The 23,833-nt window shown below is 60.0% G+C and carries 20 protein-coding genes and 1 pseudogene; 15 read left to right on the top strand and 6 right to left on the bottom strand.

The annotated features are described in order from the left end of the window. Positions 1–72: 72 nt before the first annotated feature. The 8 genes from leuC (at position 73) to CI603_RS00475 (ending at position 10,421) form a co-directional block, all read left to right on the top strand. Entirely contained in the window at positions 73–1,476 is a 1,404-nt protein-coding gene (leuC, locus tag CI603_RS00510; protein ID WP_121912606.1) for a 3-isopropylmalate dehydratase large subunit, read from the top strand. A gap of 46 nt (positions 1,477–1,522) precedes the next feature. Next, entirely contained in the window at positions 1,523–2,209 is a 687-nt protein-coding gene (gene leuD, locus CI603_RS00505; protein WP_046322421.1) for a 3-isopropylmalate dehydratase small subunit, read from the top strand. A 112-nt stretch (positions 2,210–2,321) separates the two neighbouring features. Next, positions 2,322–3,281, top strand: coding sequence for a CPBP family intramembrane glutamic endopeptidase (locus CI603_RS00500; protein WP_121912605.1), 960 nt, complete (start codon positions 2,322–2,324; stop codon positions 3,279–3,281). Positions 3,282–3,448: 167 nt separating this feature from the next. Continuing rightward, complete coding sequence (locus tag CI603_RS00495) at positions 3,449–5,770, top strand: type II CAAX prenyl endopeptidase Rce1 family protein (protein ID WP_183122169.1); 2,322 nt, start codon at positions 3,449–3,451, stop codon at positions 5,768–5,770. 169 nt (positions 5,771–5,939) lie between these two features. After that, positions 5,940–6,926 carry a CPBP family intramembrane glutamic endopeptidase gene (locus CI603_RS00490; protein WP_183122168.1) on the top strand — a complete coding sequence of 329 codons (987 nt, stop codon included), beginning with the start codon at positions 5,940–5,942 and terminating at the stop codon, positions 6,924–6,926. A 149-nt stretch (positions 6,927–7,075) separates the two neighbouring features. Next, positions 7,076–8,398: a UDP-N-acetylglucosamine 1-carboxyvinyltransferase gene (gene murA, locus CI603_RS00485; protein WP_121912635.1), complete on the top strand. Its 1,323-nt coding sequence runs from the start codon at positions 7,076–7,078 to the stop codon at positions 8,396–8,398. A 14-nt stretch (positions 8,399–8,412) separates the two neighbouring features. Continuing rightward, positions 8,413–9,306: a 1-acyl-sn-glycerol-3-phosphate acyltransferase gene (locus CI603_RS00480; protein ID WP_121912602.1), complete on the top strand. Its 894-nt coding sequence runs from the start codon at positions 8,413–8,415 to the stop codon at positions 9,304–9,306. Between the two features lie 113 nt (positions 9,307–9,419). Then, the gene (locus tag CI603_RS00475) at positions 9,420–10,421 is read left to right on the top strand and encodes an NAD(P)H-dependent glycerol-3-phosphate dehydrogenase (protein ID WP_183122167.1); all 1,002 of its coding nucleotides are present in this window, start codon (positions 9,420–9,422) and stop codon (positions 10,419–10,421) included. A gap of 93 nt (positions 10,422–10,514) precedes the next feature. On the opposite strand, the gene CI603_RS08975 is transcribed toward CI603_RS00475, so the two are convergent. Then, positions 10,515–10,781 (bottom strand): hypothetical protein, encoded by a 267-nt coding sequence (locus CI603_RS08975; RefSeq protein ID WP_183122176.1) that lies wholly within the window; start codon positions 10,779–10,781, stop codon positions 10,515–10,517. Between CI603_RS08975 and CI603_RS00465 the strand changes: the two genes are divergently transcribed. Beyond that, positions 10,731–11,879: a D-alanine--D-alanine ligase family protein gene (locus CI603_RS00465; RefSeq protein WP_183122175.1), complete on the top strand. Its 1,149-nt coding sequence runs from the start codon at positions 10,731–10,733 to the stop codon at positions 11,877–11,879. The genes CI603_RS08975 and CI603_RS00465 overlap by 51 nt on opposite strands. Before the next feature lie 87 nt (positions 11,880–11,966). Here CI603_RS00465 and CI603_RS00460 read toward each other — a convergent pair whose 3' ends face one another. Together CI603_RS00460 and CI603_RS00455 are read right to left on the bottom strand one after the other, a co-directional pair. Next, on the bottom strand, positions 11,967–12,788 hold the full coding sequence (locus tag CI603_RS00460; protein ID WP_121912634.1) for a mechanosensitive ion channel family protein: 822 nt from the start codon (positions 12,786–12,788) through the stop codon (positions 11,967–11,969). 80 nt (positions 12,789–12,868) lie between these two features. Further along, positions 12,869–13,321: a GNAT family N-acetyltransferase gene (locus tag CI603_RS00455; protein ID WP_121912598.1), complete on the bottom strand. Its 453-nt coding sequence runs from the start codon at positions 13,319–13,321 to the stop codon at positions 12,869–12,871. 201 nt (positions 13,322–13,522) lie between these two features. On the opposite strand from CI603_RS00455, the gene CI603_RS00450 reads away from it, so the two are divergent. After that, positions 13,523–14,194: a sugar O-acetyltransferase gene (locus CI603_RS00450; protein WP_395947956.1), complete on the top strand. Its 672-nt coding sequence runs from the start codon at positions 13,523–13,525 to the stop codon at positions 14,192–14,194. Here CI603_RS00450 and CI603_RS00445 read toward each other — a convergent pair. Next, positions 14,154–14,966: an ABC transporter ATP-binding protein gene (locus CI603_RS00445; RefSeq protein ID WP_121912596.1), complete on the bottom strand. Its 813-nt coding sequence runs from the start codon at positions 14,964–14,966 to the stop codon at positions 14,154–14,156. The two genes, CI603_RS00450 and CI603_RS00445, sit on opposite strands and share 41 nt — an antisense overlap. A gap of 395 nt (positions 14,967–15,361) precedes the next feature. On the opposite strand from CI603_RS00445, the gene CI603_RS00440 reads away from it, so the two are divergent. From CI603_RS00440 to rsmD, 4 genes and pseudogenes are all read left to right on the top strand, one after another. Then, a complete protein-coding gene (locus tag CI603_RS00440; protein WP_121912595.1) occupies positions 15,362–16,387 on the top strand; it encodes a helix-turn-helix transcriptional regulator in 1,026 nt (341 codons plus the stop codon). Positions 16,388–16,511: 124 nt separating this feature from the next. After that, a complete protein-coding gene (gene rpmB / locus CI603_RS00435) occupies positions 16,512–16,706 on the top strand; it encodes a 50S ribosomal protein L28 (protein ID WP_029677698.1) in 195 nt (64 codons plus the stop codon). A 100-nt stretch (positions 16,707–16,806) separates the two neighbouring features. Then, positions 16,807–19,284 carry an ATP-dependent DNA helicase RecG gene (locus CI603_RS00430; protein ID WP_121912594.1) on the top strand — a complete coding sequence of 826 codons (2,478 nt, stop codon included), beginning with the start codon at positions 16,807–16,809 and terminating at the stop codon, positions 19,282–19,284. A 10-nt stretch (positions 19,285–19,294) separates the two neighbouring features. Continuing rightward, positions 19,295–19,900, top strand: a pseudogene (gene rsmD, locus CI603_RS00425) (16S rRNA (guanine(966)-N(2))-methyltransferase RsmD); the annotation flags it as partial. 25 nt (positions 19,901–19,925) lie between these two features. Here the strand turns inward: rsmD and trmD are convergent. Next, positions 19,926–20,876 (bottom strand): tRNA (guanosine(37)-N1)-methyltransferase TrmD, encoded by a 951-nt coding sequence (gene trmD, locus CI603_RS00420; protein WP_121912592.1) that lies wholly within the window; start codon positions 20,874–20,876, stop codon positions 19,926–19,928. Positions 20,877–21,157: 281 nt separating this feature from the next. On the opposite strand from trmD, the gene CI603_RS00415 reads away from it, so the two are divergent. Next, positions 21,158–22,561: an MFS transporter gene (locus CI603_RS00415; RefSeq protein WP_121912591.1), complete on the top strand. Its 1,404-nt coding sequence runs from the start codon at positions 21,158–21,160 to the stop codon at positions 22,559–22,561. A gap of 30 nt (positions 22,562–22,591) precedes the next feature. On the opposite strand, the gene CI603_RS00410 is transcribed toward CI603_RS00415, so the two are convergent. Beyond that, complete coding sequence (locus CI603_RS00410; RefSeq protein ID WP_259465426.1) at positions 22,592–23,608, bottom strand: YdcF family protein; 1,017 nt, start codon at positions 23,606–23,608, stop codon at positions 22,592–22,594. Between the last annotated feature and the right edge of the window lie 225 nt (positions 23,609–23,833).

Genomic DNA, 23,833 nt, shown 5'->3' with positions numbered 1-23,833 from the left:
TCGGTGGTAAGAGGCCGGCGGGGTGCCGATGAGGTTGGCGCCCCGGTCGGTCGTAGGTTTTCAGGAGGCGATATGGGACGCACAATGGCGGAAAAGGTCTGGGCCGATCATTTGGTCAGAAAGGGCCAGGGAGGCGAGCCCGATCTGATCTACATCGATCTGCAGCTTATGCACGAGGTGACCAGTCCGCAGGCCTTCGAGGGGCTACGATTGGCAGGCCGGAAGATCCGTCACCTGGACCAGGTCATCGCCACTGAGGACCACAACACCCCCACCATCGACATCGATCGGCCCATCGCCGACAAGGTTTCGGCCCTGCAGATCTCCACCCTGGAGCGCAATTGCCGCGAGTTCGGCGTCCGTCTGCATCCATTGGGGGATGCGGACCAAGGCATCGTCCATGCTTTTGCGCCCGTCCTGGGACTGACCCAGCCCGGCATGACCATCGTCTGCGGCGATTCGCACACCTCGACCCACGGGGCCTTTGGTGCCCTGGCTTTCGGCATCGGCACCTCCGAGGTGGAGCATGTTCTGGCCACCCAGACCCTGAGCCTGAAGCCTTTCAAGACCATGGCCATCACCGTCCGCGGCCAGCTCAAGCCCGGCGTGGGCGCCAAGGACGTCATTCTGGCTGTCATCGCCAAGATCGGCACTGGCGGCGGCCAAGGGCACGTTCTGGAGTACCGGGGCGATGCCATTCGGCGCATGTCCATGGATGCGCGCATGACCATTTGCAACATGTCCATCGAGGCCGGGGCGAGGGCTGGGATGATCGCGCCGGACGAGACCACCTTCGCTTACCTGGAGGGCCGTCCGCACGCTCCTAAGGGGGCCATGTGGGATCAGGCCTTGGAATACTGGCGGACCCTTCCCACTGATTCGGATGCGGTCTTCGACAAGGAGGTCATCCTGGATGCCGACCAGCTGACCCCCTACGTGACCTGGGGAACCAACCCCGGACAGGGCCTGCCCATAGGGGCTGATGTGCCTGTGCCAGAAAAGATCGCCGACCCGGCCAAGCGTCAGGCAGCTCAGGATGCCATCGACTACATGGGTCTGAAGCCTGGGATGCCCATTCGTGACATCGCCGTGGACACCGTATTCATCGGTTCCTGCACCAATGGGCGCATCGAGGATCTGCGCGCAGCGGCGGCCATCATGAAGGGGCACCACAAGGCCAAGAACCTGCATCGCGTCCTGGTGGTGCCGGCCTCTTCACGAGTTCGCATTCAGGCCGAAAAGGAGGGGCTGGACCGCATCTTCGAGGATTTCGGAGCCGAATGGCGCAACGCAGGCTGCTCCATGTGCCTGGGAATGAATCCCGACCAGCTGGTGCCGGGGGAGCGTTCCATTTCCACATCCAACCGCAACTTCCAGGGTCGTCAGGGCAAGGGCGGCAGGACGCATCTGGCCTCGCCCGAGGTGGCCGCTGCCACCGCCATCAGGGGAACCATCTGTTCGCCGGCCGATCTGTAAGCCCATCAATCATTCGTAATCGCCATCCAGAAGGCAGGAGGTCATCATGGAGCCACTTTCCGTTGTAACCGGGGTTGGAGTGCCCTTGCGCCGCTCCAACGTCGACACCGATCAGATCATCCCCGCCGTATTCCTAAAGCGGGTGAAGAAGACGGGCTTCGAGGATGCGCTCTTCTATGCATGGCGAAGGGATCCGAATTTCGTGCTCAACAGGCCTGAATATTCAGGTGCTCGCATCCTGGTGGCCGGGCCGGACTTCGGTATCGGATCCTCGCGCGAGCATGCGGTCTGGGCTCTGCGGGATTATGGATTCCGCGTGGTCATTTCCCCACGCTTCGCGGACATCTTCTATGGGAACACCGCCAAGAACGGGGTTCTGGCCGCCATCATGCCCCAGGAATCAGTGGAGTTGCTCTGGAAGCTCCTGGAGGAGGATCCTGGCACCGAGATGACTGTGGACCTGGGCGCTCGCACGGTCACCTGCGCGGATGTGACTCTGCCATTCCAAGTTGACGACTACGTGCGATGGCGGCTCATGAATGGCTATGACGACATCGATCTGACGCTGCAGCACGAGGATGACATCCGTGCCTATGAGCGTATGCGGGCTGAGCGCTTCCCCTTCAAACCGCGTACCCTGCCGGCACAGCATATGCCCGAAGAGCCGGTCACTTCAGCCAGGGAGGGTCAGATCGATTGGCCTGGGCCCCTGGCTGACCGCGGCATCATCTGACCGACGGGCCGCGCGCCCTCATATGAAAGTTTCCGCTCTTTTTCGCTTACCATGGCAAGTGACAGTCATTGGTCGACTGTGACCGGTTGGCAAACGAAGAGGGGCGGTTATCATGAGGCATAGCAGCGGCGATGTGCACGACTGGGGCGTTAGACGGGCAGTGAATGCCCTGAGTGCTTTCGCCTTCATCTACGTGGCCATCGAGACCCTGGCAGGCCTTTTGGGAAGCAAGGTTGTGCTGCCCGCACTCTTCCCGCATGCTTCCAAAGCGCAGCTCAACGGTCCTTTGGGAGACTGGACAGTGGTCACCTCCGTGGTGCTGGCCCTGCTGTTTGCCTTGATCAGTCAATGGCCGATCATTGTAGGCCATGAACGGCATGGCCAGGACCAGGTGCGTTGGGTTACTGCGCGCCGATTCAGCCTGTTGGCGTTGATCATCGCCCTGGCCTGCTTCTTCCTCAGTCAGCTGGTGGCCAGTGCGGCTGATTCTGGTCTAAGCGCTATTCTGTCCGGTACTGGGCTGCACCCGCCAACCTCACCTGACGACGGCGGCATGGAAACGCCGATCATGCTCTTCTATGGCATTCTTTTGGGACCTTTTGCTGAGGAACTGGTCTTTCGCGGGGTCATCATGAACGGCTTGCGCCGCTTTGGTCGGGTCTTCGCCATTATTACCTCTTCCTTGCTTTTCGGCTTCATGCATGGCTCCTTGGTCCAGGGTCTGTTTGGTTTCATTTCCGGCCTGGTTCTGGGCTATCTGGCCATGGAGTACGGGCTGGTCTGGTCCCTGTTGGTGCACATGCTCAACAATGCCTTCTCTTCAGGTCTGCTTGCCAAGTACATGCCCCTGGCACCCGAGGTGGTTCGCATCGGCCTGGGCCTGCTCATGATCCTGGTGCTGCTGATCGGTGTCGTCGGGCTGCTGTTCAAGATTAGGACTCTCCGTGATTACTGCCGCAGCAATCGCGCTCCCAAGGGAATCTATGCTTCCTGGAGGGCGCCTTGGTTCCTGCTCTTCTGCCTGGCGTGCCTGCTGATGGCCCTGAGCGAATTTGTACCAGGGCTGGCCTGACCGGACGGTCTATGGCACCGGCTCATTGTTGGGATTCTGTCGAGGAAGGGCAGGGTCGGGCTAAACTCGGTTATGTAGTGTCATGATATGAACGCGGGGAAGGTTCGTGTCGCTGGACGCCCTTGACGGTCGTACGGTAGTGCATGAAGGGGAAGGATCATCGACGGATGAGGGATGATGAGGATCACGACAGCGGTGGCGAGTCTGCCGATGTCCAAGATGAGCAGGGGCGCTGGAAGGCCTCGCGTTCCTCTCTTGCCCTCGTGACCGCAACCCATACCGCCGGCAAGGACTACGCCCGCCACTGGGACTACCAGGAGGGGTCCATCGATCTGCCGCCGCTCAGCCTGCCGGGCCAGGCCGTGGATGATGGCCTGGCCTACCCGGGACGAATCGCCCATAGAAAGATTGTGCTTCCGGGCGCTGAAGGGGCTGGCCATCGTGGGCACACGGGGACCATGCCTGTCGGTGAACGACCCTCGGTGCTTCCTGGATCCGATGATTTTTTGACATCGGTCACTATGGCCAGTCAACCGGCTGTTCCAGCATTTCCTCCGACGGACCTGTCTGCCGACGAGCACGGAGAGAAGGGGGCCGGCGAGGGGTCTGTACCCCGGCGCGTGGTTATTCGCCGGGATCTGGAGGCCCCCAAAGCTACGAAGGCTCCGAAGAAGCAGGATCATTCTGCAGCCAAGGTTGTCTGGTCCTGGACCAAGCCGGAGGTCAGTGATGCTCCGGTTTTCTCCTGGAATATGGGCAAAGGCCGCAAGCCGGCAGCAAAAACCCATGCAGGCAAGCCCAAAGCCCCTGCTGCCGAGGCTTCGTCTCTTGCCACATCTGTTCCTGCCTCGCCAACCAAGGTTACAGACTCTGCCGTTTCAACGGCATCTGTCCCCGGTTCTTCGTCCGCCGAACCGGCTGATTCCAAGCCGACGGCTGCGGCTGGGGCCTCTCCGGTTGCCGCTTCGGCGGATTCGCTGTCTGCCAAGCCGGATACAGCGGCTTCCGCACCTGCCAAAGTGTATGTTCAGCAGTCTCCGACCCCAGTGGTATTCACCGATCGACCGGTCGTCGTTCGCCGTTCAAATGCCGACTGGGACTCGCTTATCGCTGGTTCGTCGGCTTCAGGTCAGAGCGTCGCAGCTGCACAATCCGTTGCCAGTGGCGCCAAACATCCGGGGCGCCAGGTCTGTTCGACCCCACGGGTAGTTGATCAGCTGGCCGAGGTCGGCGGCATCAGCACAGGCGGCCGGACCGTTTCGTCATCACCGAGGACTCCGGCCGCTCAGCCGGATCATGCCGTTCAGCCTGTGCAGGCCGTCCAGACAGTAGGTGAAGTTCAATCCGTCGGTGCCCAACCCGCTCCGTCTGATTCCGCCAAGGCAGCGAATACATCGGCTCCAGCCGCGCAGCACGTTGGCGTCTCAAGCAAGCTGGACGAGGGCACGCCGAATGCTTCGGCAGCAGCCAAGGCCCAGGTTCAAGCCAAGACGAAACCACAGACGGCCACCAAATCGGCACCCTCTGGCAAGCCCGTCTCCTACAGGGCCAGTTCGGGGGTTCTCCACGCCGTCAACGGCCAGGCCGCCTTCGCCTTTGTCTACCTTGCCATATCCGTCCTGATGCTCATGGTCGGTTCTGGGATGATCCTGCCGGTCATCATGGAGCGGGTCAAGGATCCGAGAGCCATTGTCTTCATGTCCGATGGGAATACTCTCCTGTCGGTCCTGCTGGCACTGGTTTATGCCTGTATTTCAGAGTGGAGCGTTATTCGAGGTAAGGAGCAGCGAGGACAGGACGCTGTCCATTGGCGAACAGATAGAAGAATGACGCTGGCGGCTCTGCTGGCCCTTGTAGCGGTGCTTCTGCTGGGCCAAGGAATGGTCCATGGACTGAACAAGTTCTTCAACCACTTCTGTCTGCTTCTGCACATCCCCTCCCTGGCCTCGCGCAGTCTGCTGGTCACCGGCACTTCCTCGCCGATGATGGCCGTGTATGCCCTCTTGGCGGTTCCCTTGGCTGAGGAGCTGGTTTTCCGTGGCATCATCCTCAACGGGCTGCGCCGGTTCGGCAGAGTCTTTGCCATCCTGACCGCATCCCTGCTCTGCGCACTGTTGCAGTGTGACCCGGTCTCTGGGCTCTGGATCTTCCTGCTGGGGCTGGCACTGGGGTATTGCTCCCTGGAGTATGGCCTTGTCTGGGCCATTGGAGCCCGTGTGGTCGGCAATCTGCTCTTCAGCGGCCTGCCCAACCGTTACCTGATGAGCGCTCCACGAACTGCTCGTATGTCGATTTTGGCAGTGGCATTGGTCTTGGTTCTGGCTGGACTGGTCATGTTCTTCCTGCACCGCGCCAGTCTGTTTGACTACCGGCGGCGCTATCGAGCCCCTAAGGGAACCTACGCCTCCTGGAGGCAGCCCTGGTTCCTGCTCTATTTGCTGCTCTGCCTGCTGCTTACAGTCTTCAAGTTCGTGCCCGGTCTGCTCTAGAGCATGACGCATTGAGGCTGCAAGTGGTGGCGTAGACTTGGACCAGCTGGAGGTCAGTGCCGGATGGCCAAACCTGCAGAGGATCATGAAAGGGCATGGTGACATGGGGCAGACAGCGACGGCAGCCGACGCGTCAGGGACTGGGCAGACTCAAAAGCCCAGACGAGGTATGGCGGATCGCGCATGGATGAGTGCGGCCAGGGGGATGCTCAACCGTCAGGCCGCCCTGCTGCTGGTCTATCTGCTTATCATCAACAGCGTCGGTCTGCTGTTCGGTGTTCTGGCTCAGATGGAGTGGAATGCCGTGTTTGATCCGGTGCCTGCCCACTCGGGATTTATGTATGTGATCATCCACGCTGACAAGGAGTATGGAGGCATCGTCAACCTGATCGCCGCCTGCACAGGTCTCTGCTTCCTGGTCTTCACGCGGCGGCGGCAGATCTGCGATTCAGGCCCTATGGGCATATTCCACACTGATTTGCACCCCATGACCTGGCAGGTTTTGCTGGGATGCTTTGCACTGACGCTGACCGGGCAGACCCTGGCGGACTGGTATCAGTCAGGCATGGACTGGACCACGGCGCGGTTGGGAGTGCAGCAGTCCTGGACCACGACTGAGCAGATCCAGCAGGCCTCGGGTACCATTCCCATGTTCATCTACGTCAGCCTGCTGGCCCCCGTCATCGAGGAGCTGGTTTTCAGAGGGGCTATCCTGCACGCGCTGAAGCCCTACGGCCACGTCTTCGCCATCGTCACCTCCGCTGTTATGTTCGGCTTCTTCCACGGCGATCTGGATCAAGGATTCTTTGCTTTCATTATGGGTCTGCTCCTGGGCTATCTTGCCTGCGAATACTCCATCTTCTGGTCCATAGCCCTGCACGTGTTCAACAACCTGGTCGTCAGCGACGGGCTGGAACTCCTGCTCGGGTTTATGAGCGACAATATGTCCTCCTACGTCAACGTGCTCATGATGTTGGCAGGCATGCTGGCAGCCGTGCTGGTCCTTTACTTGGGCCGCCATAGGATCGTCGCTTTTCTGCGGGAAAACCGCACGTATACGAACGTCTATGGTGCCTGGGCCTGCCCGTTCTTCATCATGCTGCTGCTGATCATGGGCTTCACGATGCTGACCCCCTTCGTTTCGACCGGTGCTTGACCAGTATCTGACTGGGTGGACGCTCTATGCCGGAGGCGACAATTCACGGTGTCCCCACACCCCCTGTGGCAGACTTGCAAATAGGGGCCGATGATGCGCCAAAGCCCGGCTCTGAGCGGATACGAGAAAGAAGCCGATGTATGGCCAAGATGAATACACAGAATGATGTGCTGCATGTGGTGGGCGGCAGGCCCCTGCATGGCACCATACAGGTCCGCGGGGCCAAGAACTTCGTCAGCAAGGCCATGGTGGCTGCCCTGCTGGCTCCCGATGTCTCGGTGCTCAAGAACGTGCCTGAAATCCGTGATGTCCAGGTGGTCTCGGATCTGCTGAGACTGCACGGCGTCAAGGTGGATGTCAGTCCGCAGGAGGGCGTGGTCACCATTGATGCCCGCCATGTAGAGCTGGCTGATGTGGCCGATGTGGACACCCTGTCGGGCTCCTCCCGCATTCCCATTCTCTTCTCTGGGCCGCTTCTGCATCGGATGGGAGAGGCTTTCATCCCCGTTCTGGGCGGCTGCCGCATCGGTAGCAGGCCTATCGACTTCCATCTGGAGACCCTGCGCAAGCTGGGGGCCAATGTCGACAAGGAGCATGAAGCCGGTATCCACATCACGGCGCCTGACGGCCTGCACGGAGCCAAGATTCACCTGCCCTACCCCTCGGTGGGAGCCACGGAGCAGACCCTGCTGGCGGCCGTCCTGGCCGAGGGGCGTACCGAGCTGTCAGGGGCGGCTACTGAGCCCGAGATCATGGATCTGGTGGCGGTCCTGCAGAAGATGGGCGCACAGATCTCAGTGGACGTGGACCGTACCATCCGTATTGAGGGGGTGCCCTCTCTGAAAGGCTTCACCCATACCTCATTGCCAGACCGGATCGAGGCTGCCTCCTGGGCTTCTGCCGCCCTGGCTACCCATGGCGACATCATGGTCAAAGGCGCCCACCAGCCCGACATGATGACCTACCTGAACGTCTTCCGCAAGATCGGCGGCCAGTTCGATGTGCGCGATGACGGCATCCGCTTCTGGCATCCGGGCGGCGACCTGCGGCCCGTGGCTATCGAGACCGACGTACACCCCGGGTTCATGACCGATTGGCAGCAGCCTCTGGTAGTCGCTCTGACCCAGGCCAAGGGTCTTTCCATCGTTCACGAGACCGTCTACGAGAACCGCTTCGGCTTCACCAAGCCGCTGATTCAGATGGGTGCCACCATCCAGCTCTACAAGGAGTGCCTGGGATCCCTGCCCTGCCGCTTCCGGCAGCGCAACTTCAACCACTCGGCGGTTATCTTCGGACCCACCCCGCTGACTGGTCAGGACATCGATGTACCCGATTTGCGTGGCGGTTTCAGCCACCTGATTGCGGCACTGACAGCCTCCGGCCCCTCTACCGTCCACGGCATCTCCTTGATTGACCGCGGTTACGAGGACTTCCGCGACAAGCTACTGGCCTTGGACGCGCAGATCGACTGATCCGGCAGGCATAGATGGCTTCCAAAGGCAAACCCTCTCCCCGGTCTGCGGTATCAGCCCTGTCCGACCAGCAGGTGGCCCTACTGGCCGAGCGGCACAGACTTGTGGATCCGACCCGCTACTATCCCACTGGTCACCGCACACCGGCCTTGGACGAGATAGACGGTCAGCACCCCGTGGGGACTACCCGTCTATTGCGCGGCGTCTCCCAGGTGGTGCGTGACTCCTGCCGAGTCTATGCCTGGGGGTTGGAGCGGGTGCCGCAGACCGGGCCTTTTATTACCGCAGCCACCCATGTGACCCAGTTCGACGTTTTCATTCCCATGATGGCCCTCTTCCACCAGGGTCGTCGTCCCCGCTATATGGCCAAGGCCGAGATGGCCCACTGGCCCCTTATTGGCAGCTGGTTTCGCATGGTGGGCATGCAACCTGTCGAACGCAAGTCTGGCAAGGCCAGGTCGATTGAAGAGGAGTCGATCAATATCATCACCTCGGGCAGGCCACTGACCATCTGGCCGGAGGGGACCGTGACCCGTGACCCTCTGAAGTGGCCCATGTCGCTCAAACCTGGGGTCGGATTCATCGCCTTGGAATCCTCACGGCAGTTGGGTCGCATGGTTCCCCTCTATCCCAGCATCACCTGGGGGGCAGCTTCGATCAACCACAAGTGGCCTTGGCCTCGCAAGAACGTGGTCATGTGCTATGACCGGCCCCTTGACTATTCCGACCTTCTGGAAGACATGGATCAGTGGGGCGCGGAACCCCCCAAGCAGTCCGTGCATGCCCTCTGTGTCCGCCTGCGCAACCGGATGGAAGAGGTCATGGCCGAAATTCGTGGCGAAGAGCCCCCGGCGGCTGGATATTTCGATTATGTGACCATGACCCGTCGGCCCAGAAGCGAGCAATAAGGCCGGAACCCACCTCTAATTCCTCCTGCCTGGCGGTGGTGTCATAGGATGGTAGAGACAAGAATGAGGCTACTGGTCGGCGTTCCCGTGCGCACGGCATTATGCAAAGGAGAATGATGACGAAGATCGCGGTATTGGGAGCAGGCGCATGGGGAACCGCTTTTGCCCAGGTACTGGCTGATGCTGGCAACCAGGTGGTCATGTGGGACATTGATCCGAATGTCGTAGAGGAAATCAACAGTCAACATTCGAATACTCGCCGCCTGCCGACCGTGAAGAGGCTGCCCGACGCCATCAGCGCTGAGGGTGACCGTGCCAAGGCCGTCTCGGGGGCTGAAATCGTGGTCGTGGCCATAGCTGCTCAGCACGCCTGTGAGGCCTTGACGGAATTCAAGAGTCTATTGGATCATGATGCCATTGCGGTTTCCCTGATGAAGGGGATTGAACGGGGCACCGACAGGCGGATGGATCAGGTGGTCTGCCAGACGCTGGATCTGGACCCAGTCAGGTTTGCGGCCGTCTCCGGTCCCAACTTGAGCAAGGAGGTGGCCGCCCGCGAGCCAAGCGCCACCGTGGTCGCCAGCGCTGATGCCGATACTGCCATGAGAGTAGCCCGTGCTTGTACGACCGACTATTTCAAGGCCTTCGTTTCGGACGATGTGATCGGCCTGGAAATGTGCGGGTCGCTGAAGAACGTCACTGCACTGGCTGTCGGGATGTCACGGGGGGCTGGATTCGGGGAGAACACGGCTGCCATGATCCAGGCCAGGGGTCTGGCTGAGCTCACTGCCTTGGGGGAGGCCTGCGGGGCCAAGTCCAAGACCTTCGCCGGTCTTGCTGGGGTCGGCGACCTGGTGGCCACCTGTGGGTCGTCTCTGAGCAGGAACTACACTTTTGGCTTTAATTTGGGACAGGGCAAAAGCATCGAGGAAGCCACTCGCGTCAGCAAGGGTGTCGCCGAAGGCGTACCCACCACCGATGCTGTCGTCGCCTTGGGCGAGCGCTACCAGGTGGCGACCCCGCTGGCTACGGCCATGAGCCATGTGCTGGATCAGGGTCTGAGCTGCCGGGGCATGATCGACGAGCTGTTCGGCGGGCAAATCACTGCAGAGTGAGTCTGGCAATCATCAAAATGGTGCCCATCAGAAAATCCTGAGGGCTATAGAGGGTGTGCGAAGGCTGTGAAGCATGCGCTATCAACCTTTTGATCAGCGATGAATGATTTCCGGATCAAGATGTGCGCCTGGCTTGTCTGACTCCTGCATCGGCCTATCATGCCTGTTCGTGCCAAGCTTGTGGATGAGCGACTCCGACCAGGTCTTGCTGCCTGCCGAGGGGATATTCTGCTGTCTTGAATGATGCATCTGCTCGGGCAGGTGCGTGATGTTGAAAATCATGTCCAGGATGAGGAAAGCCGAGGGATGATGGTCAGGAAACGTGTTGTAGTGCTTTATGGCGGGCGTGCCGACGAACATTCCATATCCTGCGTGTCGGCGGCTGGCGTGCTCAACGCCATCGATATCGATCGATACGAGCCCATCCCTATTGGCATCACCAAGGACGGTCGTTGGATCATCGGCGGTCAGGATCCCAGGCAGTGGAGTCTGGGCGATGCCAGTCTGCCAACCGTACAGATAACCGCAGGCAGCCGTCCGGTCATCCTCGACATGGCTCGCGGCAGGGATGGGTTTCTGATTGGTGACCATGCCGATCTGGTTTCTGGAGCAGAGCCTTCCAGGACCGTTGGTTCCCTGGAGCCTTTGGGGCATGTTGACGCGGTCTTTCCGGTGCTCCACGGCCCATACGGTGAGGACGGCACCCTGCAGGGCCTGCTTGAAATGATGGGCCTGCCCTACGTCGGATGCGGGGTTTTCGCCTCTGCTGCATGCATGGACAAGCACTACACCAAGATTCTGCTCAGCCAAGCCGACATACCTGTGGCGCCTGGCATCACCATTGACTCCCGTGAACAGCGGTCCGGGGCCAACCTGTTGGCTGCTGTGCAGAAGGCAGAGCTGCATTATCCTCTCTTCGTCAAGCCCTCCCGTGCAGGATCCAGCTTCGGCGTGGTCAAGGTGGAAGAGCCTCAAGCCGAAGCCCTGGCTGCCGCAGTCGCCGAGGCTGCCAAGCACGACTGGCGGGTCCTGATAGAGGAGGGCATTGAGGGGCGGGAGATCGAGTGCGCCGTGCTCGCCTCCAGCAAGGACAGACAGCCCCGTACAGCCTGGCCTGGCGAGGTGGTGCTGGACAAGGCTGATCAGGACGAGGCCTTCTACGACTTCGACAGCAAGTATGTGGACTCCTCCGCTTCCCATGTGGAGGTTCCTGCCGACCTGCCAGAGGAGACCCTTCAGAAGGTTCGCGACCTGGCTGCCAAGGCTTTCAGAACCGTGGACGGCGCCGGTCTGAGTCGTGTCGACTGCTTTGTGACGTCCGAAGGCAAGGTCATCGTCAACGAGATCAACACCATGCCTGGTTTCACGCCCATCTCCATGTATGCCAAGGCCTGGGAGGCCACTGGGATCACCTATACCGATCTGATCACGGACCTGATTGAGGGCGCATCGGCCTGACGCTGTAGCATTATCGGAGCTTGAGGCATCTCACAAGAGGGGAGATGTTGCTTTTGCTTTCTTCCTCAGGATGAGAAAATTATCAGATTAATGCTCAATGTCGTTTGTCTGTGGCTCCGCTTCCTGGACCAAGTAGTCCTGGCCGGCGAGGGCGCGGGTGGCGGCATCCTGCATGTCGGCGGCGATGACGCCCTGCTTAGCAAACATGACCACTTGGCCCTTGATGCCATAAGGGGTGAAGCCCTGGAGCTGGACAATGGGCGGGTTGGATGGCATGGCCATGCCCTTGGTTGCCTGGGCCACCACCTGTGCAATGGAGCGGGAGGACTTGGCTATATCGGCATCCCCTCGCAGGGTGAAGGGAACCGTGGTGGCGGCTTCGCCGGCCTCGGTGATCTTCTCGAGCGCCGTGGTGTTGAGGATGGAGTTGGGGATCAGCAGCTGGTTGCCAGTCCTGTCGATGACGATGGTATGACGCCAGGTCACATCGCGGACGGTTCCGGTGGTGCCCTGGATGGTGATGATATCGCCGGGCTGGACCACCTTGCTGACCATCAGTCCAAAGCCGCCGACGATATTGGCGATCGTATCCTTCAATCCGAAGGAGAGCGCTAGGCCGCTGACGCCTAGGGCGGCGACCACTGTGGATGGGTTGATTCCGAAGACGGGTTGCAGGACTGTGGCAGCAGCGAAGATCCAGATCAGGGCGCGGACGATGTTGACGAAGATGGAGGCACTGGGCAGGTTGGTCCGTTCCAGGGTGCGTCGCATAGCCGCCGCTACAATCTTGGAAATCAATGCAGCGCAGACAGCCACGACGATCAGAAGGATGATCTTTCCGAAATTCTGTCGAAACCAGTAAATGACGGCATCGCTGAAGCTGGAGATGGCCTGTTCGGACCTTCCCATGGGATCCTTATTCGGATTGATGCCTGTGATGCTTGTGCTGGCTAAAGCTGACATTTCATTGGCAAAATTGGCGGTCAGGTTCATGAGGCTTGGTCCTCTGGCTCGTTTCCGGTGCTGCCCGTCAGGGGCTTGTCCATCCACATGTGCGGGCATCCCTCGTCTTGATCGTGTATGCCCATGTCCTTATAGCCTAAAGATTCATAGAAGCCCGCCACCCGTTTTTGGGCGTGAAGCGTGAGCCGGTCGGCCCCGCGGCTCCGAGCGGTCTCCTCAGCCTTGCCTACCAAATTCGCGCCCAGGTGCTGACCGCGGTAGGGCTTAAGAACGGCCAAACGGCCAAGGGTCCATGTCTTGCCACGGTCGGGAAAGATTCGGCATACGCCGGCGGGATCATCCCCATCGTAGGCCACGATGTGAAGACTGACGTCATCGGTCTGGTCGAACTCGTTGTGAAAGCCCTGCTCCTCGACGAATACGGCCTTACGGATGGCCTTGGCATCCTCGGGAATAGCCTCGCTCACCTCATACCGCATGCTTCCTCCTCGCCACGGCCCTCCGCTGTCTCTAATCTACCAAGCCTGACCCTTGGCGTGAACGGATGTCCGCAACAGGATGACGAATGGTACGTATGGCTGCAGGCTGTCTGACCCAGACGATTACATGGACAGGGACTCTGTAAGCAGTGTGAGCTTGCAGAAGTGACAATGAAGTGACACAGGAACGATGGGATGGCCATGGACAAGGACTCAAAACTGACAAGTGCGACTGGCGGAGCTGGTAAAGGGAATTGGCGCTCGCAGAAGGAGCGGATGCTTGCTGGCGAGCTTTATGACGCATCGGATCCCGACCTGAGCCAGCTGCGAGTCAAGGCCCACGAGCTTTGCCGTCTTTTCAACGCGTCTTCCGAACAGGAGCGGGAGCTGCGCAGCCGGCTTCTCGACGATCTGGTGCCCGAACATGGTCAGGACGTGGACTTTATGGGGCCTATCTACTTCGACTATGGGTGCTTCACCAAGCTCGGCTCGCGCATCTTCGCCAATTTCAACTTCAATGTTCTGGATACTTGCCCTGTACAGATTGGCGACGATGTGATGATCGGCCCCAACGTCACCCTGGCAACCCCCCTGCATCCCCTGCGGTGGCAGGAGCGGAATCTGAGACGCCATGAGGATGGCACCCTCTACGACTACGAGTTGGGCGCCCCGATCACCATCGGCTCCAACTGCTGGCTGGCATCAAATGTGACTGTGGCCGGGGGAGTGACCATCGGCGATGGGGCGGTCATCGGGGCTGGATCCGTGGTCACCCATGACATCGCGCCTGACTCCCTGGCCGTAGGCGTGCCCTGCCGAATAATTCGGATCATCACCGAGGCTGATCGGATGCAGCTGCCAGTGGAGGGCTGAAAGCCTCCTGGTCTGGAACAGCATCCATGCTGGCCAGCTGCTGGGCTATGGTCTGCGGGTTTCCGCCCGGGCATGCCGCCTGAATGCGCCCGTCTTGGAGAAAGATGACGCGGTGGGCCCGGGCGGCGACGTTGGGGTCGTGCGTCACCATGAGGATGGTCTGGCCGCTGCGGACGGCCAGGTCGAAGAGGTCCATGACCTCCCGCGAGCTATGGGTGTCCAGGGCGCCGGTGGGCTCGTCAGCCATGATGATCTCCGGGCTGGCGGCGAGAGACCTGGCGATGGCCACGCGCTGCTGCTGGCCACCGCTCATGTCGGCCGGATAGGTGTTGGCGTACCCTTCCAGCCCGACGTTCGACAGGGCAGACAGTGCCGCTTGGGCGGAGATTTTCCTGCCGCCGAAGAGGCTGGACAGCATGGTGTTCTGCAGGCAGGTGAAGGCGTTGACCAGGTTGTAGTCCTGGAAGACGAAGCCGATATGGTCGCGCCGAAGCCTGGTCAACTCCCTCTCTTTCATTCGTGTAAGATCCTCCCCGGCGATGGCTACCTTGCCCTGCCTGACTTGGAGCAGTCCTGCGGCGCAATAGAGGAGGGTCGACTTACCGGCGCCTGAAGGACCCATGATGGCCGTCCAAGTCCCCGCCGGACATTCCAGGCTGATTTCGTCCAACACTCTTGTGCCTTGCTTCTGCCGGGTTCCGTAGTCGTAGCAGACCTTGTCCAGAATGAGCGGAATCTGTGCGTATGGATCCTTGGCCATTCGATGCTGCATCGTTGCCTTCCTTTCGGTCGTCGCCTGCCTGGTCTCTTCTTCTATGAGACCATGGCGAGAACTCTTGTCAGGGTGTTTTCAGGGTCGAATCGGGGACGGTTCAGGGTGGAATCCACAAGATTCGCATTTGCTTCTGAAGGGTATGTATCGTGAACGTAGAGGGGTCGCGTTTCTTGCCGGAAGGGGGATTGATGGGCGGATCGTCATCAGGATGACAGGACTTCAGTGATCACTTATTTCCTTGGAATTGCAAGGATGCAACCGTCAGTTGACAGCAAATATCGGTGTCTTTGCCGGGTGCAACCCAAAGCTGGTGGCGGTCGGAGCCCTGCACGTTTCATCATGACCTCGTTGCTGGTTGAATCGGCATTCTGCTGATCGGGAGAAAGAACAATATGAGTTTCAGAACCAACGTGCAGTATCTGCGTTCGCAGCGCAATATGACTCAGGAGCAGCTGGCCATGCTGGTGGGGGTGTCCCGTCAGGCGGTGTCCAAGTGGGAGTCGGACAAGGCATATCCTGAGATGGACAAGCTCCTGGCCATCTGTGACCTCTTCGGCTGCACCCTTGATGATCTGGTCCTGGGCGATGTTCGGCATCCGGGTTCAGGGCAACGTGCGTCCAAGCCTGACCATCAGGACGCCGCCCAGGCGACTTCGACAACCCATGTGACTGCGCCTGTCCAGTCTGCCATGGAAGACGTAACCGGCTACGCATCCTTCAGCAATACCTACAGTCTTCGGATGGCTTCCGGCATCGCTCTTATCATGCTGGGACTGGCTTTCGGTGGTCTCTTTGCCGGAGTCAGCCAGCCGACCGACGCACAGAATGGTCTGGCCTTTCTTGCTCTGATGATCGGCATCGTCCTGGGACTGGCCTGTCTGATACCGGCGGTTTCCGCCAGGAGGGATTTCCGCCGCAGGCATCCTTATGTGGCGGATTTCTATACCGATGAGGAGCGCTCACGAGTATACCGGCAGACTACTTGGGAGTTGGTCTGCGGTTTGGCTGTCGTGCTCTTGGATGTGGGGATCAACTCTGCTGGGTTCCTGGTTTGGGGCTGGTCCCATCAGGTCAGAGGGTTTGTCTTCTTCCTTCTTCTGGCTCTGGGGATCTTCCTATTAGTCCATGCGGGAACGAGCCACAGAATGATGAACCTCCGAGCCTACAACAGGCAGATTGATTCCGTCGATGACGGTCGGTGGGACACCTATCGTTACGAACACCGGATAAGCAATGCCATCAGCGGAGTCATCATGGGCCTTTGCACGCTGGTGGCCTTGACAATGCTTTTCTCCGGCAATTATGACAACCTTTTCGGTTGGCGCATCCCATTCTGGGCCATCTGGATCATCGGCGGGGTATTTTGCGGAGTGCTTCAGTCTCTGATCGGCATCTTCCGCAAGCCTCCTCGTGCCTGAGACCGTTAATTTGCCTTACTTGACGGAATGTAGTAGTCTAACAAAGTTGTGTGTTCATCCGTAGCCTTGTGTTGCGGCCTGGAGCACCTGGGACGACTTGGAAAACAACGTAAAGGAAGTCATCATGGCAGCTCGTTGCGCGGTGTGCGGCAAGGGCCCGCAGACCGGTTACAGTGTTTCTCATTCGCATATCCGGAACAAGCGCATCTTCCGCCCCAACCTGCAGTCGGTGCACACCACCGTTGATGGTCAGAACGTGCGTCTGCGCGTCTGCGTCAAGTGCCTCAAGGCTGGCAAGGTGCAGCGCGTCGCCGCCTGAAGGCGGTTCGTCGGTCGTATTGGGACCCCCGGGGGCAAAGCTCCGGGGGTTCTTGTCATCCTGAGGGATGATGATCGGCGCTTGCGGGAGGTGATCGGGTATGTCGGCAGTGGCTCATGTTGGGCTGCACAGCACGGTGGCCTCGCTGGTGGCCAACAGGCGTCGGGTGAGCGCTCTCAAGGCTCTCGGCGTGGTCACGGTCGGGGATGCGCTGACCTATTATCCTTTCCGCATCACCGATCCCATGCAGGTCACCACTATTGCCGGCATTCGGCTGGGTGAGCCCTGTGCCTTCGCCGCCCGGGTTGATCAGGTGCGTCTGGTGCCGCTGAGCGGTCACCGGGGCTTTCGGCTGGACGTGATGGTGGACGATGCGGCCTTCGTCAGCAGCCAAGGTGGCACTCCGCTGGCGGTCAGGCTGGTCTTCTTCTCTCATAAGAAGCCTTATATGGACTGGATGGTCCGTCGGCTGCAGGTAGGGGCGGATTTGGTCGTGGCCGGTGAGCCCGGCATCTACATGGACCAGCTCCAGTTCACCCACCCTGAGACCCTGGTTGTCGCTAATGCCGATCGAGAGGTTTCTGCGGACACATCTCGGCCCGATGCGACCAGCCTTGACGAGGCCCTGGAGCGTGTGCGTCGACCGCGGCCGGTTTACCATGCCAGCTCTCGCATCTCCTCGGACCATATTCACGATGTCATCCTGGGGTTTTTGCGTCTGCTGTCGCAGGCTGATAATTCACCTGGCTCAACTCCCGCAGCCGGTACTGCCGAAGAGGGGCAGCCCAGTGCCGATGTCCACATCGATTCAGAAGCGCTGGGCCTTGCCATACCTGATGTGCTACCCGAGCAGGTCCGTGTCGACCAAGGGCTGTTGCATCGTGCTCGTGCCCTCTTGGGCATGCATGCGCCCGATAGTCCTGGCGACTTTGCTGCGGCGCGGAAGACCCTGCGCTATGAGGAGGCCTTTGTCTCGCAGACAGCTCTTCTGCAGACCCGCCGCCAGACCCAGCAGCAGCCCACTTACCCATGCACGGATTCGGGCGCTGACCGTCCAGACACCCTGCCCGCCCGTTTCATCGACTCCCTGCCGTTCCAGCTGACCGACGGCCAGCGTCAGGTCATCAATGACATCGGCGTCGACATGGCTAAGGATCAGCCCATGCAGCGGCTTCTGCAGGGCGAGGTCGGCTCCGGCAAGACCGTGGTGGCCCTGGCAGCCATGCTTCAGGCGGTCCAGGCTGGCCATCAGGCTGTCTTGGTGGCTCCGACCCAGGTGCTGGCTGAGCAGCACTATGCTTCCATCGGCGGCATGCTCAAGGCTATGGGCACCGATGTGACCGCAACTGCCGTAGAAGGCCGCCATAAGCCTGTGGACAACGTCACCATGATTCGTATGACGGATCAGCTGGTCCTGCCTGTGGTGCTGTTGACCGGGGGTATGAGGCTGGCTCAGCGCCGCTCCGCCTTGGCTGTTTCGGCCTCGGGCCGCCCCTGCATTGTCATCGCCACCCATGCGGCTTTCTCCAAGACCTTCCAGGCTCCCAATCTGGCCCTGACTGTCATCGACGAGCAGCATCGTTTCGGGGTTGAGCAACGCGAGGAGCTGCGTCGCAAATCCGAGTGCGTTCCCCATCTGCTGATCATGACTGCTACGCCCATCCCTCGTACAGCCGCCATGACCTGGTTCGGAGATCTTGACATCTCCACCCTGACCGAGCTGCCCAGCAACCGCAAACCGGTCCGCACACACGTCATTGCCGAGTCTGACGGAGCGACCATGGGCGCCATGTTCTTGCACTTGCGTCGACGGATTGAAGCTGGGGAAAGGGCCTACGTAATCTGTGCCCGTATTGACGATGAGGATGACCCCTCGGCCTCCTCAGACCGCCCCGGCCAATCCGGTGGGACTGACTCCCAGCCTGAACTGCTGGTTGAGGAGGGCCAAGGTGACGGACAGCGTCCGCCACTGCATTCGGTGGCTGAAATGAGTCGGCGACTGGCCGCCCTGCCGCAGTTCCAGGGCATCACCATGGCCACGCTGACCGGGCGAGACGACGATGCCACCAAGAACGCCGTCATGGCCGACTTTGCCTCGGGCCGCACGCCCTTGCTGGTGGCCACCACTGTGGTGGAGGTGGGGGTGGATGTGCCCCAAGCCTCCTGCATTGTCATCTTCGATGCCGATCGGTTCGGGCTCTCCCAGCTTCATCAGCTGCGCGGCAGGGTGGGACGCGGCGGCACTGACTCCTGGGCCTTCATGATCTCGCGCGCCCCAGCGGATTCACCAGCTGCCGAGCGGCTTGAGGTCATTCGCGACACCACTGACGGGGCCAAAATCGCTGAAGAGGACATACGCATCAGGGGAGCCGGCGACGTGTTGGGAGATGCCCAGTCCGGAGGTCATTCTTCTCTGAAGCTTCTGCGGGTGGTCACCGATGCGCCCATGATCGCCCGTGCCCGCACCCAGGCAGGCCAACTCTTGGAGTCCGACCCCACCCTGGCCGGGCAGCCCGAGCTGGCTGGCGCCGTTCTGGACTTCATGAGGGGCAACGAGGGTTTCCTGGTCTCCAGCTGAAAGGACAACGGACCATATGCACATCATCGCCGGCCGATTCAAGGGATTCCCCATTCCCGCTGCCCTCAAGGGCACCCGGCCCACTACCGATCGGACCAAGGAGGCCATTTTCTCCCATCTGGAGTCCGAAGACCTGCTGTCCGGTGCTCGGGTCCTGGACCTGTTCGCCGGCACAGGCGCCTTGGGATTCGAAGCCCTATCCCGTGGTGCCCAGAGCTTGGTGGCTGTGGAGTCTTCTGGCCGTGTCGCTGGGCTGCTGTCACGTTCAGCTGCAGGGCTGCGCCATCACCCGGCTTGGAATTCAGCCATGGACATTCGCGTCAGCAGAAACCGTGCCGAGCGCTTTGTCCGTCCCCTCTCCTCAGGTCATGAGGATGCCGGTCTGTCCGAAGCCTGCTTCGACCTGGTCTTCATGGACCCGCCTTATGATTTGTCGACGGATGACTGCCGGAGCATTATGACCGGTCTGACTGCCCGGAAAATGGTGGATGATGGAGGCATGATCGTTCTAGAGCGATCGACACGCACCCCGCCGCCCACGGCTCCTGAAGGATGGGCCATTGATCAGGCTCGCAGCTATGGGGAGACAGCAGTCTACTATCTGACGGCCCGCTGATCAGCCCTGCAAATCTGACGGGCAATCAATTTGACGGCTGGTCCAGAGGTTTCGGATGGGTTTTCCCTGTGCCCCAACCCAGGTCTTCCAAGAGACGGCGGTCGTGCTTATCGAGAGTGGAGCAGTCCAATCGGGCGATCAGGTCGGGACGGATTCGACTGGTTCTCCTGATGGCCTCGTCGCGCCGGAATCTGTCCACCTTTCCGTGGTCGCCGCTGGTCAGTATCTCGGGCACAGCCATGCCACGCCAGGTGGTGGGGCGTGTGTACTGGCGATACTCCAGCAGTGGCTCATCCCCGGTATAGGACTCTTGCACGATGGATTCAGGATTGCCCATGAAGCCTGGCAGGAGCCTGGTGATGGCCTCCAGCATGACCGAGACGGCCACTTCGCCCCCATTGAGTACATAGTCGCCAATGGAGTACTCACGAACGCTGATTCCCTGATTCCGGTAGTAGTCGGGGATGCGTGCGTCATACCCTTCATAACGGCCGCAGCCGAATATCAGCCTCTCCGCCCGAGACAGCTCGGTCGCATCGGCCTGGGTAAACAGAGGAGCGGATGGGTTGGGGAAGATCAGGACTGGTCTGGCGAGATCAGCCTTGTGGCTGTCTGCAGATGGATCTGCCTCGGATGCTATGCCGTAGCTTTTGTCGCCGGAACTCTTCATTGCCTCTTTTTCTTCTTCGGTATCGGCAGTGTCGGTTGTCTGATCCATGGTGGGTGGTTGCGGAGCCGACCCGTCTGGCATGTCCAGCAGATCGTCTAGGCACTGGCCCCAGACTTCAGGTTTCATGACCATGCCAGCTCCACCGCCCACCGGCGTATCGTCCACGGAGTGGTGCACGTCATGGGTCCAGTTGCGCAGGTTGTGGGCGCGTATGGTCACCAGGCCTTTCTCCTGGGCCTTGCCTAGCAGGCTGAGCCCAGTTACGTCAAAATACTCGGGGAAGACGGAGACGATATCGATTTGCATGTTCCTAACTCTACCCAAGCCTGCTCAAGTCCAGAGTGAGCGCGGATTGGTATACCTGTGGGTGCTACACTAGCTGGGTCTTCAAAGGTCATGGAGGTGAACCGGCTCTTCGCAGCATGCGGCTGTCAGTCCGGCGCCACCTTGGAAGATGTCATCAACGCAGCCAGAGAGCTATAACCGTTGCGCAAACTGCAATGAGAGCGGCATCGGATGATGCCATGCCGTACGGATCCGTGGAGATGGCTATGCGAACAGTCTGATGCGTTAGGAGCGGACGATCCATGGTCGACCATGTTGATAAAAGAACAAAACTGCTGATTGCCGGCACTGCCGGGCTCGCCTTCTGCGGGGTCCTTTTGGAGACCTCGCTCAACGTCACTTTTCCGGAGATGACCCAGTACTTCAAAACCGGGCTGGGCACAGTCCAATGGCTGACTACCGGCTATCTGCTGGTGGTAGCCTTGACGGTTCTAGCCGCCGCCTGGCTGGAGCATTCATTCACGACCCGCGCATTGATCCTCGCCAGCGTGGGAATATTCCTGGGCAGCGACCTGATGTGCATCCTTGCTCCATGCTTTCCCGTCCTTATGGCGGGACGCCTCCTGCAGGGCATCAGCACTGGTATTGCTCTTCCCTTGGTGTTCTCTCTGATCATGAAAAAGGTTCCTCTTCACATCCAGGGTCGTTACGTGGGCAGCGCCGGCATGGCGGTGGCCCTGGCACCCTCCCTGGGCCCGACCTTTGGCGGAGCCGTTATCCAGGCCTTATCCTGGCGGGCCATCTTCCTGATCGTGCTGCCCATCGAGCTGGTATTCGGGATTATCGCCCTCATCTCAGTAGACAGGGAGACGGGCCATGTCGGTGCTTTCGCATGGCTCCAGTTCCTTTTTCTGGGGGTTTTCCTGACCGGTCTGACCATAGGGCTGAGCACCTTGGATGTGCATGGCCCTGTCACTTGGCTGTCCTTGTTCATTGGGGTTCTGGCACTTGTTGCAGGTATCTGGACCCTTGCGCACCAGCGCACCAGACTGATCAACATTGCGGTCTTCCGGAACCGTACGTTCACCCTTGCCTTGATCCTCTACTTCCTGGTCCAGTTTGTTCAGATCGGCCTGACGTTCATCCTGCCCAACATGGCCCAGTCCGTTCTGGGGGAGACCTCCACCGTTGCTGGCCTGCTTCTGCTGCCGGGGAGCTTGCTCTCTGCGCTCTGCCAGCCCGTCACAGGCGGCTACCTGGACGGCCATGGTCTGCGTGGACTGCTCGCAGTGGGAAGCACAGCCTTCTTCCTCTCGGCATTAGGCTTCCTGGTCCTCAGCCGGCACTTATCCGTTCCGCTGATGGTTCTCCTCTACGCCTGCTACATGGTCGGTCAGGCCTGCGTCTTCAACAACCTGCTCACGGTTGGACTGCAGCATATCCCAGCCAAACTGGTGCCTGACGGTAATGCGCTCTTCAACACCCTTCAGCAGTATTCAGGCGCCGCCTCGACCGGCGTTCTGGCCGCCATCATCACGGGCATGCCCAAGGCCAGAGGGATTCATGCCGGCGCTCAGGCCTTCCAGTTCGGAGCCGTTTGGGCTTTCGTTTTCGTCTTTCTCATCGTCCTGGTCATCCTTCTGGTGGCCTGGTTCCTTGAACATAGCCTAGCCAGTCAGGATGAGGGCGGGGTTCAGGTTGTATGACATCTGATTCCTTCTGGAAGGCCAATGGTTTTAATTCAGCAATGAGATGCCGACCCAAACGGCCCAGCCAAGTGCAAGGACCAGGTAGGGCCACCAGTGCATGCGGGTGATGGCCACGAACTCCCGGATGAAGGCGGTCGGCCAGTAGTAGCCCTTGGTGTGTGAGCCGATTCCATCGGCATTCAGCCCGACCTTGCTGGCGTATTCGCTTGCCCGGAAGACGTGGTAGTCGCTGGTGACCAGGGCCACACGGTAATGCTCGGGTCCGGTGCCCATCTCGTAGCGGTCATCCAGGATCTGCTTGGAGTAGCGCAGGTTCTCCAGGGTTGTGGTCGACCTGTCCTCCATGATGATGGCCTCGGCTGGCACCCCGCAGGAATTGCGCAAATACTGAGCCATGGCCCTGGCCTCGCTGATGACCTCGTCGGGACCCTGCCCTCCGGAGACCACGAAGCGCCCACGCCGTCCCTGTCGCTTCCAGAGGTCTACAGCCTTGTCCAGACGTCCCCTGAGCAGAGGCGTAGGTTCTTCACCGCGCAGGCCGGCTCCGTGGATGATGATGTAGTCGTAGCGACGCTTGCGGGGCAGCATCCTGTAAAAGTTGGAATAGAGCAGCAGGGCTAGGAAGGAGAAGAAGAACCAGGTGGCTTCCAGGTCGATCAGCCCGGCCAGCTTCTGCAGCCATGAGGGTGCGCCAAACCCAGCCAGGAGGGGTGAAAGAAGCATGTAGGCCACCACGGCCAGTGCAAGCAGGCCGGGCAGCAGAGTGGTCAGGGAGACCCCCTCGTGTCGGATGACGATGACCGTGTTGGCCAGCAGGAAGCAAATCACCAACAGGGGAGCGGCGATGAGCAGGATGACCAGGGGCAGGATCAGCCAGCGCATGCCGAACTGCAGAAGAAGCGCTCCGCCCAGGGTCAGCAGCAGGAGCAGCAACCAGATGGCATTGCGGAACTGCCGTGGCTCCTTGTGCAGGTCCCAGAGGAAGAGCAGGCCGAAGATGATGGCGGGTGCATAGAGCATGAGGAGTTGCAGGTGGTTGGACATGCGCCGATTGCCCCTTTCACGAGAATGGCCGCGCAGGGTCTGAATCCACTGTAGCGAATCGACCAGTCACCTCTCATCCTTGACATGCCAAAGATCCCCAGACCGTCGTGGTAAGATATATGTGGTAAATCTCACACGTTCAAAAGCTGAGGGTGGGCGATTTTCGACGGCGCGGATTCCAGGTCGAGACCATGATAATGATGGGTCCTTTCAAGGATTGCGCAT

Source organism: Bifidobacterium sp. wkB338 (genome assembly GCF_003688325.1).
Taxonomy (GTDB): domain Bacteria; phylum Actinomycetota; class Actinomycetes; order Actinomycetales; family Bifidobacteriaceae; genus Bombiscardovia; species Bombiscardovia polysaccharolytica.
Note: the sequence above shows the minus strand (reverse complement) of the source record. Positions and strands in the feature narration are given on the sequence as shown.